The 15474-nt window shown below is 52.9% G+C and carries 15 protein-coding genes; 6 read left to right on the forward strand and 9 right to left on the reverse strand.

Annotated features, from left to right (window positions below):
* Complete coding sequence (ettA, locus tag BEB42_RS03035; RefSeq protein ID WP_000046749.1) at window positions 1-1668, forward strand: energy-dependent translational throttle protein EttA; 1668 nt, start codon at window positions 1-3, stop codon at window positions 1666-1668.
* 55 nt (window positions 1669-1723) lie between these two features.
* Here the strand turns inward: ettA and nadS are convergent, their stop codons facing one another.
* The 5 genes from nadS to serB form a co-directional block, all read right to left on the reverse strand.
* Entirely contained in the window at window positions 1724-2008 is a 285-nt protein-coding gene (gene nadS, locus BEB42_RS03040; protein WP_000007436.1) for a NadS family protein, read from the reverse strand.
* A 1-nt stretch (window position 2009) separates the two neighbouring features.
* On the reverse strand, window positions 2010-2342 hold the full coding sequence (locus BEB42_RS03045) for a type II toxin-antitoxin system RelE/ParE family toxin (protein WP_000513551.1): 333 nt from the start codon (window positions 2340-2342) through the stop codon (window positions 2010-2012).
* A 91-nt stretch (window positions 2343-2433) separates the two neighbouring features.
* A complete protein-coding gene (gene nadR, locus BEB42_RS03050) occupies window positions 2434-3666 on the reverse strand; it encodes a multifunctional transcriptional regulator/nicotinamide-nucleotide adenylyltransferase/ribosylnicotinamide kinase NadR (protein ID WP_000093833.1) in 1233 nt (410 codons plus the stop codon).
* Window positions 3667-3686: 20 nt separating this feature from the next.
* Entirely contained in the window at window positions 3687-5069 is a 1383-nt protein-coding gene (radA, locus tag BEB42_RS03055; protein WP_001029698.1) for a DNA repair protein RadA, read from the reverse strand.
* A 48-nt stretch (window positions 5070-5117) separates the two neighbouring features.
* Window positions 5118-6086 (reverse strand): phosphoserine phosphatase, encoded by a 969-nt coding sequence (gene serB / locus BEB42_RS03060; RefSeq protein ID WP_001132956.1) that lies wholly within the window; start codon window positions 6084-6086, stop codon window positions 5118-5120.
* A gap of 105 nt (window positions 6087-6191) precedes the next feature.
* Here serB and BEB42_RS03065 point away from each other — a divergent pair, with 105 nt between their 5' ends.
* From BEB42_RS03065 to BEB42_RS03075, 3 genes are read left to right on the forward strand one after another with little or no spacing between them, the layout of a single operon-like run.
* Window positions 6192-6836 (forward strand): YtjB family periplasmic protein, encoded by a 645-nt coding sequence (locus BEB42_RS03065; RefSeq protein WP_000124615.1) that lies wholly within the window; start codon window positions 6192-6194, stop codon window positions 6834-6836.
* 27 nt (window positions 6837-6863) lie between these two features.
* A complete protein-coding gene (lplA, locus tag BEB42_RS03070; protein ID WP_000105852.1) occupies window positions 6864-7880 on the forward strand; it encodes a lipoate--protein ligase LplA in 1017 nt (338 codons plus the stop codon).
* A gap of 31 nt (window positions 7881-7911) precedes the next feature.
* Window positions 7912-8175 (forward strand): sigma factor-like helix-turn-helix DNA-binding protein, encoded by a 264-nt coding sequence (locus BEB42_RS03075; RefSeq protein ID WP_000566246.1) that lies wholly within the window; start codon window positions 7912-7914, stop codon window positions 8173-8175.
* 160 nt (window positions 8176-8335) lie between these two features.
* Here BEB42_RS03075 and deoD read toward each other — a convergent pair whose 3' ends face one another.
* From deoD to deoC, 4 genes are all read right to left on the reverse strand, one after another.
* Complete coding sequence (deoD, locus tag BEB42_RS03080) at window positions 8336-9055, reverse strand: purine-nucleoside phosphorylase (RefSeq protein WP_000224877.1); 720 nt, start codon at window positions 9053-9055, stop codon at window positions 8336-8338.
* Window positions 9056-9111: 56 nt separating this feature from the next.
* Window positions 9112-10335 carry a phosphopentomutase gene (gene deoB, locus BEB42_RS03085; RefSeq protein WP_000816471.1) on the reverse strand — a complete coding sequence of 408 codons (1224 nt, stop codon included), beginning with the start codon at window positions 10333-10335 and terminating at the stop codon, window positions 9112-9114.
* A 51-nt stretch (window positions 10336-10386) separates the two neighbouring features.
* Window positions 10387-11709, reverse strand: a complete 1323-nt coding sequence (deoA, locus tag BEB42_RS03090; protein ID WP_000477811.1) for a thymidine phosphorylase — start codon at window positions 11707-11709, stop codon at window positions 10387-10389.
* A gap of 139 nt (window positions 11710-11848) precedes the next feature.
* Window positions 11849-12628, reverse strand: coding sequence for a deoxyribose-phosphate aldolase (gene deoC, locus BEB42_RS03095; RefSeq protein WP_001295412.1), 780 nt, complete (start codon window positions 12626-12628; stop codon window positions 11849-11851).
* A gap of 258 nt (window positions 12629-12886) precedes the next feature.
* Between deoC and BEB42_RS03100 the strand changes: the two genes are divergently transcribed.
* Window positions 12887-14437, forward strand: coding sequence for a YjjI family glycine radical enzyme (locus BEB42_RS03100; RefSeq protein ID WP_105267157.1), 1551 nt, complete (start codon window positions 12887-12889; stop codon window positions 14435-14437).
* Window positions 14409-15272 (forward strand): YjjW family glycine radical enzyme activase, encoded by an 864-nt coding sequence (locus BEB42_RS03105; protein ID WP_105267158.1) that lies wholly within the window; start codon window positions 14409-14411, stop codon window positions 15270-15272. Before BEB42_RS03100 ends, BEB42_RS03105 begins: the two co-directional genes overlap by 29 nt.
* The last annotated feature ends 202 nt before the right edge of the window (window positions 15273-15474 follow it).

A 15474-nucleotide genomic window follows, 5' to 3' on the forward strand; every position in this document is an offset into this window, starting at 1 on the left:
GTGGCTCAATTCGTTTATACCATGCATCGTGTCGGCAAAGTTGTTCCGCCGAAACGTCATATTTTGAAAAACATCTCTCTGAGTTTCTTCCCTGGGGCAAAAATTGGTGTCCTGGGTCTGAACGGCGCGGGTAAGTCTACCCTGCTGCGCATTATGGCGGGCATTGATAAAGACATCGAAGGTGAAGCGCGTCCGCAGCCAGACATCAAGATTGGTTACCTGCCGCAGGAACCTCAGCTGAACCCGGAACACACCGTGCGTGAGTCCATTGAAGAAGCGGTTTCTGAAGTGGTTAACGCTCTGAAACGTCTGGATGAAGTGTATGCGCTGTACGCCGATCCGGATGCCGATTTTGACAAGCTGGCCGCTGAACAAGGCCGTCTGGAAGAGATCATTCAGGCTCATGACGGTCATAACCTGAACGTTCAGCTGGAGCGTGCGGCGGATGCGCTGCGTCTGCCGGACTGGGACGCGAAAATCGCTAACCTTTCCGGTGGTGAGCGTCGTCGCGTGGCATTGTGCCGCCTGCTGTTGGAAAAACCAGACATGCTGCTGCTCGACGAACCGACCAACCACCTGGATGCCGAATCCGTAGCGTGGCTGGAACGCTTCCTGCACGACTTCGAGGGCACCGTGGTGGCGATTACCCACGACCGTTACTTCCTCGATAACGTTGCAGGCTGGATCCTCGAACTTGACCGCGGTGAAGGTATTCCGTGGGAAGGTAACTACTCCTCCTGGCTGGAGCAGAAAGATCAGCGTCTGGCGCAGGAAGCTTCACAAGAAGCAGCGCGTCGTAAGTCGATCGAGAAAGAGCTGGAGTGGGTACGTCAGGGAACTAAAGGCCGTCAGTCGAAAGGTAAAGCACGTCTGGCGCGCTTTGAAGAGCTGAACAGCACCGAATATCAGAAACGTAACGAAACCAACGAACTGTTTATTCCACCTGGACCGCGTCTGGGCGATAAAGTGCTGGAAGTCAGCAACCTGCGTAAATCTTACGGCGATCGTCTGCTGATTGATGATCTGAGCTTCTCGATCCCTAAAGGGGCGATCGTCGGGATCATCGGTCCGAACGGCGCGGGTAAATCAACCCTGTTCCGTATGATCTCTGGTCAGGAACAGCCAGACAGCGGCACCATCACTTTAGGTGAAACGGTGAAACTGGCATCTGTCGATCAGTTCCGTGACTCAATGGATAACAGCAAAACCGTTTGGGAAGAAGTTTCCGGCGGGCTGGATATCATGAAGATCGGTAACACCGAGATGCCAAGCCGCGCCTACGTTGGCCGCTTTAACTTTAAAGGGGTTGATCAGGGTAAACGCGTTGGCGAACTCTCCGGTGGTGAGCGTGGTCGTCTGCATCTGGCGAAGCTGCTGCAGGTTGGCGGCAACATGCTGCTGCTCGACGAACCGACCAACGACCTGGATATCGAAACCCTGCGTGCGCTGGAAAACGCCCTGCTGGAGTTCCCGGGCTGCGCGATGGTTATCTCGCACGACCGTTGGTTCCTCGACCGTATCGCCACACACATTCTGGATTACCAGGATGAAGGTAAAGTTGAGTTCTTTGAAGGTAACTTTACCGAGTACGAAGAGTACAAGAAACGCACGCTGGGCGCAGACGCGCTGGAGCCGAAGCGTATCAAGTACAAGCGTATTGCGAAGTAATGCGTAAAATGCCGGATGCGGCGCGCCAGCATCGCATCCGGTAATAGTTAAATGATTAATGGGAGGCAAGTTCCCGGAAAAAGGCAGGATTTTCTTTAATTGTGGCAAGTACTTTTGCAGCCAATCCCGTAGGATTTCTTCGCTTCGATTCCCAGCTTTTAATGGTATCCACACTGGTTCCCAGAGCTTTTGCCATCTCACTTTGCGAAACGTTGAGTTGCTCACGAATAGCTTTAACATCCGCAATTTCGTAGCGGGTCACCCGTGCAGGTTCTTTTAAACCTTGTTTAATCTCGACAGCCTCTTCCAGAGAGGTTTTCAACTCATCAAAAAAACTCATTTTATACCTCACCTTTGAGCAGTTTCGTCAACTTCTTTAGTTGAGCTTTTTCCGTATCTGTCAGACTGTCTTTGGCATTCTTCGGATAGGCCATAATCAAATAAATAATCTCTTCCGTCGCCAGAAAGTAAATTATTCTGACACTGCCACTTTTTCCCTGTGAACCCGCAGCCATTCGGACTTTACGCAATCCACCAGTCTGCTGAATGAGATCACCTTTATCGGGAGTTCCGATGAGTTCTTTTTGCAATTCCTTTAATTCATCATCGGTTGCAATCTGCTTGATCTGACGCGTAAACATTGGCGTCTCTATAAATATTATCGCCTTGCCCATTACCCCTCCCTGGCAGGTACATTGTACACCAAAATGGAGTACTAAGTACACTTTTGAATCAGTAATATCACTCAACATCTTATAAAGATGATTATCCCTGCTCCCCCATCATCTCCCGCACCAGCTCCACGCAGCGCAGGAAACGGCTGTCGTAATCGTCTTCTTCAACCCGCACAAATTCGATATTGTTCTCTTCCAGCATCTCCACCAGCAAGTTCTGGAACTCTTTGCGATCCACCGAACTGCCGAGACTGCGTAAACCATCCGCCACCCACGGCGTGTTGTTCTCCAGCAGAATCACCAGATCAAAACGGTATTCATCGATCAGCGCCTGTACGAACGGATGCTCGCGCCCTTCGTACTTTTTGCAGAACGCCTGAGTTGTCACAAAATCGGTGTCGATAAACGCCACTTTATTGGCATATTTTACTGCAAAATCAATATATTGAGCGTGTCCAAGCGCGATTTTATCGTAGTCGGAATACTGCAATGCAATCTCATCGCCGCCAAGATGCGAAAAGACATAATCGCGACCATATTCCCATGCACTGGTAGTGTTGAAGATATTGGCAAGTTTGTTTACCAGGGTGGATTTACCGCTCGATTCGCCGCCGAGGATCGCCACGGTGCGCACAAAGAACGGCTTCACTTCGGTGGGAATATATTCCCAGTAGCGGAACGGGTTTTCGCGGATCTGCGCACCGCTGATACTCATAAAGGTGCGTTTCGGATCGACCAACACCGTTTCGATCCCCAGATGTTCCATATACTGCGGCGCGTCGGCTTCTTCCGAGGTGTAGATCAGATCCGGCTGGATCCCTTTTTCAGCCATAAACTTTTTGATGCCGTTGCTCCACACATCCCAGCCATGCGGATACGGCTCCATGCCCTCTTCGTTGAAAGCATGAATGCGAATATTTTTCTGATATTTAAAAGTTTGCAATAACCAGCGCAGACGATCCGGCACCGTGGGCTGCTGCGACATGGCGCTATCTTCGAACAACGCGCGGTCGCGGGTATCGTCAAAGCCCATAATGATATGCAGTTCGTCAACCTGACTACAGGCACGCTGGATAAGGTAGATATGTCCGGTATGCAGCGGGTAAAACTTACCGAATACAACACCAATAGTTTTCTTCTGCCGGGGAAATTCAAGTCCCAAATAACGGTGCAACGCCTCCAGCTTTTGCGCGCTGGGGCTTTTAATTTTGGCATTCAGTAACTGGCTTAAATACCCTTTGGTCATACCGCTGGCATCAGCCACCTGCTGTAGCGTACAGCCCTGTTGCTTGATGGCAGTTTTCAGATAATCAAATGACGACATATCTCCCTCCGTATCTCTCATTATAAGTCGTCGAACACGCTAAGCGCGTCGGAGAGTTTTTTAACGCCAAAAATCTGCATCCCTTCCGGCGCTTTTTTCGGCACGTTGGCTGCCGGAACAATCGCCCGCCGAAAACCATGTTTCGCCGCTTCAGAAATCCGCTCCTGGCCGCTGGGCACCGGGCGGATCTCCCCTGCCAGCCCGACTTCACCAAACACCACCAGATCCTGCGGTAGTGGTCTGTCGCGCAGGCTGGAAACCATCGCCAGCAGTAACGCTAAATCGGCACTGGTTTCGGTTACCTTCACGCCACCGACCACATTCACAAACACATCCTGATCGGCCATTTGCAACCCACCGTGACGGTGCAGCACCGCCAGCAGGATTGCCAGACGGTTTTGCTCCAGCCCTACTGCGACGCGGCGTGGATTCGCCATCATCGAGTGATCGACCAGCGCCTGGATCTCCACCAGCAGCGGACGCGTTCCTTCCCACACCACCATCACTGAGCTGCCGGAGGTCACTTCATCGCCGCGACTTAAGAAGATGGCGGAAGGGTTGCTAACTTCACGCAGTCCCTGTTCAGTCATCGCGAAGACGCCCAGCTCATTCACCGCGCCGAAACGGTTTTTATGGCTGCGTAAGGTGCGGAAACGGGAATCGGCATCGCCGTCCAGAAGCACCGAGCAGTCGATACAGTGTTCCAGCACTTTAGGGCCTGCCAGCGAACCATCTTTGGTTACGTGCCCCACCATGACAATCGCCACGCCACGCGTTTTGGCGAAGCGCGTCAGATAAGCCGCCGTTTCACGCACCTGCGCCACGCTGCCAGGTGATGATTGTACATCCGCCATATGCATCACCTGGATGGAGTCAATTACCATCAGCTTCGGTTGCTCTTCTTCGGCAATCAGGCAGATCTGTTCGATGCTGGTTTCCGACAACATATTGAGATTGTCAGTCGGCAGGCCGAGGCGATGAGCGCGCATTGCCACCTGTTGCAGCGACTCTTCGCCGGTGACATACAGCGTTTTCATCTGCTGGGCCAGTTTGCACAGCGTTTGCAGTAGCAGCGTGGATTTCCCTGCGCCTGGATTACCGCCAATCAGAATGGCGCTTCCCGGCACCACCCCACCGCCTAATACGCGGTCGAACTCTTTAAATCCGGTTGAAAAACGCGGCAACTCCTCAAGGCTGATATCGGAAAGTTTCTGGACTTTTGCCACCCCGGCGCTACCGGCATAGCCACTGAGACGCTCGTTACGCGCCACCGTTGGCGACGCAGCAAGACGCACCTCGGTGATGGTGTTCCAGGCATGGCAGGCGCTGCACTGCCCCTGCCAGCGCGGATAATCGGCCCCGCATTCATTACAAACAAAGGCGCGTTTTGGAGCTTTTGCCACGGTGTACCTCGTTAATACTGTGCCGCCCGCAGGATGACGGGCGGACAATTACTTCTGATTCAGGCTGCCAGAGAGGATGCAGAATACCCCCATCAGGTCAGCGTGACGGATGGTGACTTCCGTCTTTTCATTCACTTTTGGCTTGGCATGGTAGGCAATCCCCAGACCTGCCGCTTTGATCATCGGCAGGTCGTTGGCACCATCGCCAATCGCCACGGTTTGCGCCAGCGGGATTTCATACTCCTGCGCCAGGCGGGTCAGGGTTTTCGCTTTATACTGAGCGTCTACAATGTCGCCAATCACATTACCGGTAAATTTACCGTCCATGATCTCCAGTTCATTGGCTACTACGGCGGTCAGGCGCAGCTTATCGCGCAGGTATTCGGCAAAGAAGGTAAAACCGCCGGAGGCAATCGCCACTTTCCAGCCCAGCGTTTCCAGCTTGAGTACCAGTTGCGTTAAGCCTGGCATCAGCGGCAGATTTTCACGCACCTGTTGCAGAATATTGGCGTCAGCGCCTTTCAGCGTTGCCACTCGACTGCGCAAGCTGGCGGTAAAATCGAGTTCGCCGCGCATCGCCCGCTCGGTTACTTCCGCCACCATCTCGCCGGTTCCGGCCAGTTTGGCAATTTCGTCAATACATTCAATCTGAATGGCGGTGGAATCCATGTCCATCACCAGCAGACCTGGCGTGCGCAGATGCGGAATTTTCCCCAGCGGCGCGACATCCAGTTGTGCTTCATGGGCCAGGCGCGTAGCCCGGGCGGTAAGCGAACCTGCCAGACGAATCACCTGATAATCTTCCACGCACCAGGCGGCAACAATCACCATCGCTGCGCCCAGTTTGCTTTGGTACTGGGTCAGACGTTGTTTATCCAGCCCACGACCATACAGCAGCCAGCCGCTACGACCTGCGTGGTAATCCAGTGGCATCACTTCATCACCACTTAATGAAAGAGGCAGACCTGGCCATAAAGAGACATCTTCAGGAAGGTCGCACCAGGTAATGTTAGGCATTAAGGCTCCTGTAAAATCGTTCGAAGCAGGGAAAATAACGCATGAGGCTACCTTGTATCCATTGCTTCTGGCAACATTAAGTCTCAAATTTTCAAAGGGTGGAAGATGGCTCGCACAAAACTGAAATTCCGGCTGCATCGGGCAGTGATTGTCCTGTTCTGTCTTGCCTTGTTAGTGGCGCTGATGCAGGGGGCATCATGGTTTAGTCAAAACCACCAGCGACAGCGTAATCCGCAGCTGGAAGAACTGGCCCGCACCCTGGCGCGGCAGGTGACGCTGAACGTTGCACCGCTGATGCGTACCGACTCACCGGATGAAAAACGCATTCAGGCGATCCTCGATCAGTTAACGGATGAAAGCCGTATCCTCGACGCGGGTGTGTATGACGAACAAGGCGATCTTATCGCACGTTCTGGCGAAAGCGTCGAAGTGCGCGACCGGCTGGCGCTCGACGGTAAAAAAGCGGGCGGCTATTTTAACCAGCAGATTGTCGAACCCATTGCAGGGAAAAATGGTCCGCTTGGCTATCTGCGCCTGACGCTCGACACCCATACGCTCGCCACCGAAGCTCAACAGGTGGATAACACCACTAACATTTTACGCCTGATGTTGTTGCTCTCGCTGGCAATCGGCGTAGTGCTGACCCGCACGCTGCTACAGGGTAAACGCACCCGCTGGCAGCAATCCCCCTTCCTGTTAACCGCCAGCAAACCGGTGCCGGAAGAGGAAGAAAGCGAGAAAAAAGAGTGACCCATTACTACAAGAAAGGAAATCGTTATGTCCACATTACGCCTGCTCATCTCTGACTCTTACGATCCGTGGTTTAACCTGGCGGTGGAGGAGTGTATTTTTCGCCAGATGCCCGCCACGCAGCGCGTTTTGTTTCTCTGGCGCAATGCCGACACGGTAGTGATTGGTCGCGCGCAGAACCCGTGGAAAGAGTGTAATACCCGGCGGATGGAAGAAGATAACGTTCGCCTGGCACGGCGCAGTAGCGGTGGCGGCGCGGTGTTCCACGATCTCGGCAATACCTGTTTTACCTTCATGGCTGGCAAGCCGGAATACGATAAAACGATCTCCACCTCGATTGTGCTCAATGCACTGAACGCGCTCGGTGTCAGCGCCGAAGCGTCCGGACGTAACGATTTGGTGGTGAAAACCGCCGAAGGCGACCGTAAAGTCTCAGGCTCGGCCTATCGCGAAACCAAAGATCGTGGCTTCCATCACGGCACCTTGCTACTCAATGCCGACCTTAGCCGCCTGGCAAACTATCTCAACCCGGATAAAAAGAAACTGGCGGCGAAAGGCATTACGTCGGTACGTTCCCGCGTGACCAATCTGACCGAATTGCTGCCGGGAATTACCCACGAGCAGGTTTGCGAAGCCATAACCGAGGCCTTTTTCGCCCATTATGGCGAGCGTGTAGAAGCGGAAATTATCTCCCCGGACAAAACGCCGGACTTGCCGAACTTCGCCGAAACCTTTGCCCGCCAGAGTAGCTGGGAATGGAATTTCGGACAGGCTCCAGCGTTCTCGCATCTGCTGGATGAACGCTTTACCTGGGGCGGCGTAGAACTGCATTTCGACGTCGAAAAAGGCCATATCACCCGCGCCCAGGTGTTTACCGATAGCCTCAACCCCGCACCTCTGGAAGCTCTCGCCGGACGACTGCAAGGCTGCCTGTACCGCGCTGACATGCTGCAACAAGAGTGTGAAGCGCTGTTGGTTGACTTCCCTGAACAGGAAAAAGAGCTAAGGGAGTTGTCGACGTGGATGGCAGGGGCGGTGCGGTAACTCGCTGATTAAAATATCCAGGGAAGGAAATATGATCGATCTGAAGAACCAGGAACGGGAGATTATCAATTTAATGTTCAGCCAGGGTATATCCTGGCTAACCGCCGTGCGTATCAGGCATAAACTATCACTTGCTGAAGTTAGTAAAATGTTGGGTATCTCGATTAATTCTCTAAAACAAATCGAAAAGACGGAACGGCTTAGTTCAAACATCAAAAACAAAATGGCAGGAATTTATGGTTGTCTGCCAGAGTTGCTGATATGCCCTTACTGGATGACGGCTGAACATAAATGAATAGATTCGTGAATAGATACTCGAATGGATTTAATTTTCTATCCATATGAAAAATAATAGTGAATCTATAAATCAGTTGCTATTGATGAATAAATACTAAAAAGCCGGAGCGGTCTCCCGCTCCGGCTTCACACGACAATCGCCTTTCAGCGAAACACAATTACTCTTTATCGCCCAGCAGAACGGATTCCAGTGCGATTTTGATCATGTCGTTGAAGGTGGTCTGACGCTCAGCGGCAGTGGTCTGCTCGTGAGTGCGGATGTGGTCAGACACGGTGCAGATGGTCAGGGCTTTCGCGCCGAATTCTGCAGCGACGCCGTAGATACCAGCAGCTTCCATTTCCACACCGAGAATGCCGTATTTTTCCATCACGTCGAACATTTCGCCGTCCGGAGAGTAGAACAGGTCAGCGGAGAACAGGTTACCAACGCGCGCATCAATGCCCAGTGCTTTAGCTGCATCTACTGCGTTACGCACCATGTCGAAGTCAGCGATAGCTGCAAAGTCATGGTCTTTAAAACGGATGCGGTTAACTTTGGAATCGGTGCAGGCACCCATACCAATCACTACGTCACGCAGTTTTACGTGCGGCAGAACTGCACCACAGGAACCAACGCGAATGATTTTCTTCACGCCGAAATCGGTGATCAGTTCTTTAGTGTAGATGGAGCAGGACGGGATACCCATACCGTGGCCCATTACAGAAATTTTGCGGCCTTTGTAAGTACCGGTGAAGCCCAGCATACCGCGAACGTTGTTCACTTCACGAGCATCTTCAAGGAAAGTTTCAGCAATATACTTCGCACGCAGCGGGTCGCCTGGCATCAAAACTACGTCAGCGAAATCGCCCATTTCTGCATTAATGTGTGGAGTAGCCATCATTTTATCCTTTTTGTGACATATTAAAGGCGGAGTCACTGCTCCGCCCAAATCCATCAGAACATGGCTTTGCCATATTCCATATCAGAAGTACCAAAATATTTTGCCAGAGTCTGGCCGATATCCGCGAAAGTTTCACGGTGCCCCAGCGAACCCGGTTTTACTTTCGGGCCGTAAACCAGTACCGGAATGTGTTCACGGGTATGGTCAGTACCGGTCCAGGTCGGATCACAACCATGGTCAGCAGTGAGGATCAGGATGTCGTCATCGCGCAGCAAAGACATCAGCTCTGGCAGACGGCGGTCGAACAGTTCCAGACCCGCAGCATAACCGGCAACGTCGCGACGGTGACCCCAGGAAGAGTCGAAGTCAACGAAGTTGGTGAAGACGATGGTGTTATCACCCGCTTCTTTCATCTCTTTGATGGTGGCGTCAAACAGCGCGTCCAGGCCGGTCGCTTTCACTTTTTTGGTGATGCCGCAGTTAGCGTAGATGTCTGCAATTTTACCGACAGAAACCACCTGGCCGTGTTTTTCATCAACCAGTTTCTGCAGCACGGTCGGTGCTGGCGGTTCAACAGCCAGGTCATGACGGTTACCGGTACGCTGGAAGTTACCGGCTTTGTCGCCGATAAACGGACGAGCGATAACACGACCGATGTTGTAGCCGCCGTTGGTCAGCTCTTCACGGGCGATTTCGCACAGTTCGTAGAGTTTATCCAGACCGAAAGTTTCTTCGTGGCAAGCAATCTGGAACACGGAGTCAGCGGAGGTATAGAAAATCGGCTTGCCGGTTTTCATGTGCTCTTCGCCCAGCTGATCCAGAATGACCGTACCGGAAGAGTGGCAGTTACCGAGGTAACCCGGCAGATTAGCGCGCTCGACCAGTTTATCCAGTAGCTCTTGCGGGAAGCTGTTTTCGTGATCGGAGAAGTATCCCCACTCAAACAGAACCGGGACACCGGCGATTTCCCAGTGACCAGACGGGGTGTCTTTACCGGATGACATTTCGTGCGCCCATGCATACGCGCCGATAACTTCAGCGTTGCCGTCCATTCCAGCCGGAATGAAACCGGTAGAACCTTCGTGTGCTTTCGCCAACCCCAGACGGGTCAGATTTGGCAGATTGAGCGGGCCTTTACGACCATTATCAGCTTCGCCTTTGGCACAAGCTTCTGCGATATGACCCAGGGTGTCAGCCCCGACGTCACCAAAGCGTTCTGCATCTTCTGTAGCGCCGATGCCGAATGAGTCCAGCACCATAATAAATGCACGTTTCATATGTTCTCCGTACTCAGTGCTTCAAATTTAAATGATCAGATCAGTATACCGTTATTCGCTGATACGGCGATAGACAGTCGGTGTGCTTTCCGGTGCTTTATCGGCAAGTTTAATTGCCGCTTTCACCGCTTTCGCCGCTTCCTGCCAGCTGTTTTCGTCTTTCGCGTGGATAACCGCCAGCGGACGCTGACCGTCTACCTGGTCGCCCAGACGCGCCATATCAGTAAAGCCGACGCTGTAATCGATGGTGTCAGATGCCTGACGGCGACCGCCGCCCATTGCAACCACTGCCATTCCCAGCGCGCGGGTATCCATTTCACTGACAAAACCTTCGGTATCAGCATAGACTGCTTTCGTCAGCATCGCTGTCGGCAGATACTTCGCGTAGTTCTCAACGAAGTCGGTCGGGCCTTTTTGTGCCGCTACCATACGACCAAAGACTTCTGCCGCTTTACCGTTGTCCAGCACCGCCTGCAATTTCGCGCGCGCTTCGGCGTCATCTTTCGCCAGTTTGCCGGAGATCAACATCTCCACGCACAGTGCCATCGTGACATCAAACAGACGCGGGTTACGATACTCACCAGTCAGGAACTGCACCGCTTCACGAACTTCAACCGCGTTACCGGCACTGGAGGCCAGCACCTGATTCATGTCGGTGAGTAGCGCGGTGGTGCGCACGCCAGCACCGTTAGCCACGCCAACAATCGCTTCGGCAAGGGCTTCAGAGAGTTCGTAGGTCGGCATAAACGCGCCGCTACCGACTTTCACGTCCATCACCAGCGCATCCAGACCTTCCGCCAGTTTCTTCGCCAGGATCGAGGCGGTGATAAGCGGGATGGAATCCACGGTTGCGGTAATGTCGCGGGTCGCATAGAAACGTTTATCCGCCGGAGCCAGCGAGCTGGTCTGGCCGATAATCGCCACGCCAACATCTTTAATAATTTCGCGGAAACGGTTGTCATCCGGGAAGATGTCGAAGCCAGGGATGGATTCCAGTTTGTCGAGCGTACCGCCAGTATGGCCGAGGCCGCGACCGGAGATCATCGGAATATAGCCGCCGCAGGCAGCCACCATCGGCCCTAACATCAGCGAAGTCACATCGCCGACGCCGCCGGTGGAGTGTTTATCAACAATCGGGCCATTCAGATGCAGGCTTTTCCAGTCGAGAACGGTTCCTGAATCTCGCATCGCCATGGTCAGCGAGACACGCTCCGGCATTGTCATATCGTGGAAGAAAATGGTCATCGCGAGGGCGGCAATCTGCCCTTCGGAGATAGTGTTGTCGCGAATGCCGTTGATAAAGAAGCGAATTTCTTCATCGCTCAGCGCATGACCATCACGTTTTTTACGAATAATTTCTTGTGCGAGAAACAAGGTAACCTCCCGTGGAATAAGTTTGAAGGCGTTGTTGCCAGATGGCGGATGTTGTTATTGCCTGATGCAATGCTGACGCATCTTATCAGGCCTACAGGGGTACTCGACCCATAGCATCCACCCTCTGGCAAAAGGCAGCTTAGTAGCTGCTGGCGCTCTTACCGTCGCCGTGGCCCAGCGCTTTCAGCAGGCTTGCCAGCAGGCTGGAAGCACCAAAGCGGTAGTGACGCGCATCAGCCCAGTCAGCACCGAACAGTTCATCTGCAATCGCGAGATATTTCTGCGCATCTTCCGCAGTACGCACGCCGCCCGCCGGTTTGAAACCAACGGTTTTCTCTACGCCCATATCACGGATCACTTCCATCATGATGCGCGCGCTTTCCGGCGTCGCGTTCACTGCTACTTTACCGGTAGAGGTTTTGATGAAATCAGCACCCGCTTTAATGGATATTTCAGACGCTTTGCGGATCAGCGCTTCGTCTTTCAGTTCGCCGGTTTCGATGATCACTTTCAGCAGTACATTCGCTGCTGCGCAAGCCTCTTTACAGGCTTTCACCAGATCAAAACCAACCTGCTCGTTACCCGCCATCAGTGCACGGTACGGGAACACCACATCAACTTCATCGGCACCGTAGGCGATTGCCGCACGGGTTTCTGCCAGCGCGATTTCGATGTCGTCGTTACCGTGTGGGAAGTTAGTTACCGTAGCGATACGGATTTCCGGGGTGCCCTGCTCTTTCAGCGTTTTGCGAGCAATCGGGATAAAGCGAGGATAGATACAGATAGCGGCGGTATTACCGACCGGAGTTTTGGCCTGATGACACAGAGCGATCACTTTCTCGTCGGTATCGTCGTCATTCAGGGTGGTCAGGTCCATCAATTTCAGTGCACGCAGGCTGCTTGCTTTCAGATCAGTCATTTCATTCTCCTGGCTTGTCGCCAATAAAATTCACCTTGCGAGTTTGTTAGTATTCTAACATCGACTCCGCAACACACTTCGATATACATCACAATTAAGGAAATCTACTTACAAAATTGCATTACTGTAATGCGATCTGGTTCAAATAATTCACTTTCAAATGAATGCGTCAGTGGTGGCAAACGCATCAGGATCAAAGTGAACATCACGAAACTTCTTACAATGGCGCATCACCTTCGGCATAAAAAGGAACAGAAGATGCCCACTTCTCATGAAAATGCACTGCAACAACGTTGCCAGCAAATTGTCACCAGTCCGGTACTTAGCCCGGAGCAGAAGCGCCATTTTCTGGCGCTGGAAGCAGAAAACAATCTGCCTTACCCACAGCTTCCTGCCGAAGCCCGCCGCGCGCTGGATGAAGGTGTAATCTGCGATATGTTTGAAGGTCATGCGCCGTATAAACCGCGCTATGTCTTACCCGATTACGCCCGTTTTTTGGCCAACGGTTCCGAATGGCTGGAGCTGGAAGGCGCAAAAGATCTTGATGACGCACTCTCTCTGCTGACCATTCTTTACCACCACGTTCCTTCGGTCACATCGATGCCGGTCTACCTGGGGCAACTGGATGCGTTGTTGCAACCGTATGTTAGAATTCTAACACAAAACGAGATCGATATTCGAATAAAACGTTTCTGGCGTTACCTCGATAGAACCCTGCCAGATGCCTTTATGCACGCCAATATTGGCCCGTCTGATTCGCCCATTACCCGTGCGATTTTACGGGCAGATTCAGAGCTGAAGCAGGTTTCACCGAACCTGACTTTTATCTACGATCCTGAAATCACCCCTGATGACCTGCTGCTGGAAGTGGCGAAAAACATCTGTGAATGTAGCAAACCGCACATCGCCAACGGTCCCGTGCATGATAAAATTTTCACAAAAGGGGGCTACGGGATTGTGAGCTGTTACAACTCACTGCCGCTGGCGGGTGGTGGCAGCACGCTGGTACGCCTTAACCTGAAAGCCATTGCCGAGCGCAGTGAATCGCTGGATGATTTCTTTACGCGCACTCTACCGCACTACTGCCAGCAGCAAATCGCCATCATCGATGCGCGGTGTGAATTCCTCTATCAACAATCACACTTCTTTGAGAATAGCTTCCTGGTGAAAGAAGGGCTGATTAACCCTGAACGTTTTGTGCCAATGTTTGGCATGTATGGGCTGGCGGAAGCGGTTAACTTGCTGTGTGAAAAAGAAGGAGTTGCCGCGCGTTACGGTAAAGAAGCCGCCGCAAATGAAGTGGGTTATCGCATTAGCGCGCAACTGGCGGAGTTTGTCGCCAATACCCCCGTGAAATATGGCTGGCAAAATCGCGCCATGCTACACGCACAGTCGGGGATCAGTTCTGATATTGGCACCACGCCGGGCGCACGCTTGCCGTATGGTGATGAGCCAGATCCGATTACCCATCTGCAAACCGTCGCCCCGCATCATGCTTATTATTACTCTGGAATCAGCGACATTCTGACGCTCGACGAAACTATCAAACGTAATCCGCAGGCGCTGGTACAGCTTTGCCTCGGTGCCTTTAAAGCCGGAATGCGTGAATTTACCGCCAATGTCAGCGGTAACGATCTGGTTCGCGTTACCGGTTATATGGTGCGTTTGTCGGATTTAGAAAAATATCGTGCCGAAGGTTCACGTACCAATACCACCTGGCTGGGAGAAGAAGCCGCACGCAACACTCGTATTCTGGAACGCCAGCCGCGCGTTATAAGCCATGAACAGCAGATGCGCTTTAGTCAGTAAGATTATCCCCTTCTCCTGCGTTGACGGGCCAGGCAGTCGTCTGGCTCTGTTTTTACAGGGCTGTAATCTGCGCTGCAAAAACTGTCACAATCCGTGGACAATGGGGCGCTGTAATGATTGCGGGGAGTGCGTGCCACAGTGTCCGCATCAGGCGTTGCAGATTGTTAACAGCAAAGTAGTGTGGAACGCAGCCGTCTGCGAGCAGTGTGATACCTGCCTGAAGATGTGTCCACAACACGCTACGCCGATGGCGCAATCCATGAACGTGGACGAGGTGCTTAGTCACGTCCGCAAAGCGGTGCTGTTTATTGAAGGGATAACGGTAAGCGGCGGTGAAGCCACGACCCAGTTGCCGTTTGTGGTGGCGCTGTTTACTGCTATCAAAAATGATCCACAACTGTGTCATCTCACCTGTCTGGTGGACAGTAACGGCATGTTGAACGAAACCGGCTGGGAAAAATTACTCCCGGTATGCGACGGCGCGATGCTCGACCTCAAAGCGTGGGGTGGCGCGTGCCATCAACAGCTAACCGGACGCGATAATCAGCAGATCAAGCGCAGCATTAGTCTGCTTGCCGAGCGCGGCAAACTGGCAGAACTGCGTTTGCTGGTAATCCCAGGCCACGTGGATTATTTGCAGCATATCGATGAGCTGGCGGCGTTTATCAAGGGACTTGGCGATGTTCCGGTACGCCTGAACGCGTTTCATGCCCACGGCGTGTATGGCGAGGCGCAAAGCTGGGCGAGCGCCACGCCGGAAGACGTTGAGCAATTGGCTGATGCGTTACGGGAGCACGGGGTGAGCCGGTTGATATTTCCGGCGCTGTATTTGTGACAGCCTACGGTTCGGCACAGACCTGTAGGCATGATAAGACGCGTCAGCGTCGCATCAGGCATTGTGCGCCAACTGCCGGATGCGGCGTGAACGCCTTATCCGGCCTACGGTTCGGCACAGACTTGTAGGCATGATAAGACGCGTCAGCGTCGCATCAGGCATTGTGCGTCGACTGCCGGATGCGGTGTGAACGCCTTATCCG

It is taken from the genome of Escherichia sp. MOD1-EC5990 (assembly GCF_002965285.1).
Classification (GTDB): domain Bacteria; phylum Pseudomonadota; class Gammaproteobacteria; order Enterobacterales; family Enterobacteriaceae; genus Escherichia; species Escherichia coli_F.

What these genes read in the sequence shown, in the direction of transcription:
- BEB42_RS03065 (WP_000124615.1), top strand. Translation starts at nt 6,192, where the DNA reads ATGGCTCGCACAAAACTGAAATTCCGGCTGCATCGGGCAGTGATTGTC.
- BEB42_RS03075 (WP_000566246.1), top strand. Translation starts at nt 7,912, where the DNA reads ATGATCGATCTGAAGAACCAGGAACGGGAGATTATCAATTTAATGTTC.
- BEB42_RS03100 (WP_105267157.1), top strand. Translation starts at nt 12,887, where the DNA reads ATGCCCACTTCTCATGAAAATGCACTGCAACAACGTTGCCAGCAAATT.
- BEB42_RS03105 (WP_105267158.1), top strand. Translation starts at nt 14,409, where the DNA reads ATGAACAGCAGATGCGCTTTAGTCAGTAAGATTATCCCCTTCTCCTGC.
- lplA (WP_000105852.1), top strand. Translation starts at nt 6,864, where the DNA reads ATGTCCACATTACGCCTGCTCATCTCTGACTCTTACGATCCGTGGTTT.
- deoB (WP_000816471.1), bottom strand. Translation starts at nt 10,335, where the DNA reads ATGAAACGTGCATTTATTATGGTGCTGGACTCATTCGGCATCGGCGCT.
- nadR (WP_000093833.1), bottom strand. Translation starts at nt 3,666, where the DNA reads ATGTCGTCATTTGATTATCTGAAAACTGCCATCAAGCAACAGGGCTGT.
- deoD (WP_000224877.1), bottom strand. Translation starts at nt 9,055, where the DNA reads ATGGCTACTCCACACATTAATGCAGAAATGGGCGATTTCGCTGACGTA.
- deoC (WP_001295412.1), bottom strand. Translation starts at nt 12,628, where the DNA reads ATGACTGATCTGAAAGCAAGCAGCCTGCGTGCACTGAAATTGATGGAC.
- serB (WP_001132956.1), bottom strand. Translation starts at nt 6,086, where the DNA reads ATGCCTAACATTACCTGGTGCGACCTTCCTGAAGATGTCTCTTTATGG.
- BEB42_RS03045 (WP_000513551.1), bottom strand. Translation starts at nt 2,342, where the DNA reads ATGGGCAAGGCGATAATATTTATAGAGACGCCAATGTTTACGCGTCAG.
- nadS (WP_000007436.1), bottom strand. Translation starts at nt 2,008, where the DNA reads ATGAGTTTTTTTGATGAGTTGAAAACCTCTCTGGAAGAGGCTGTCGAG.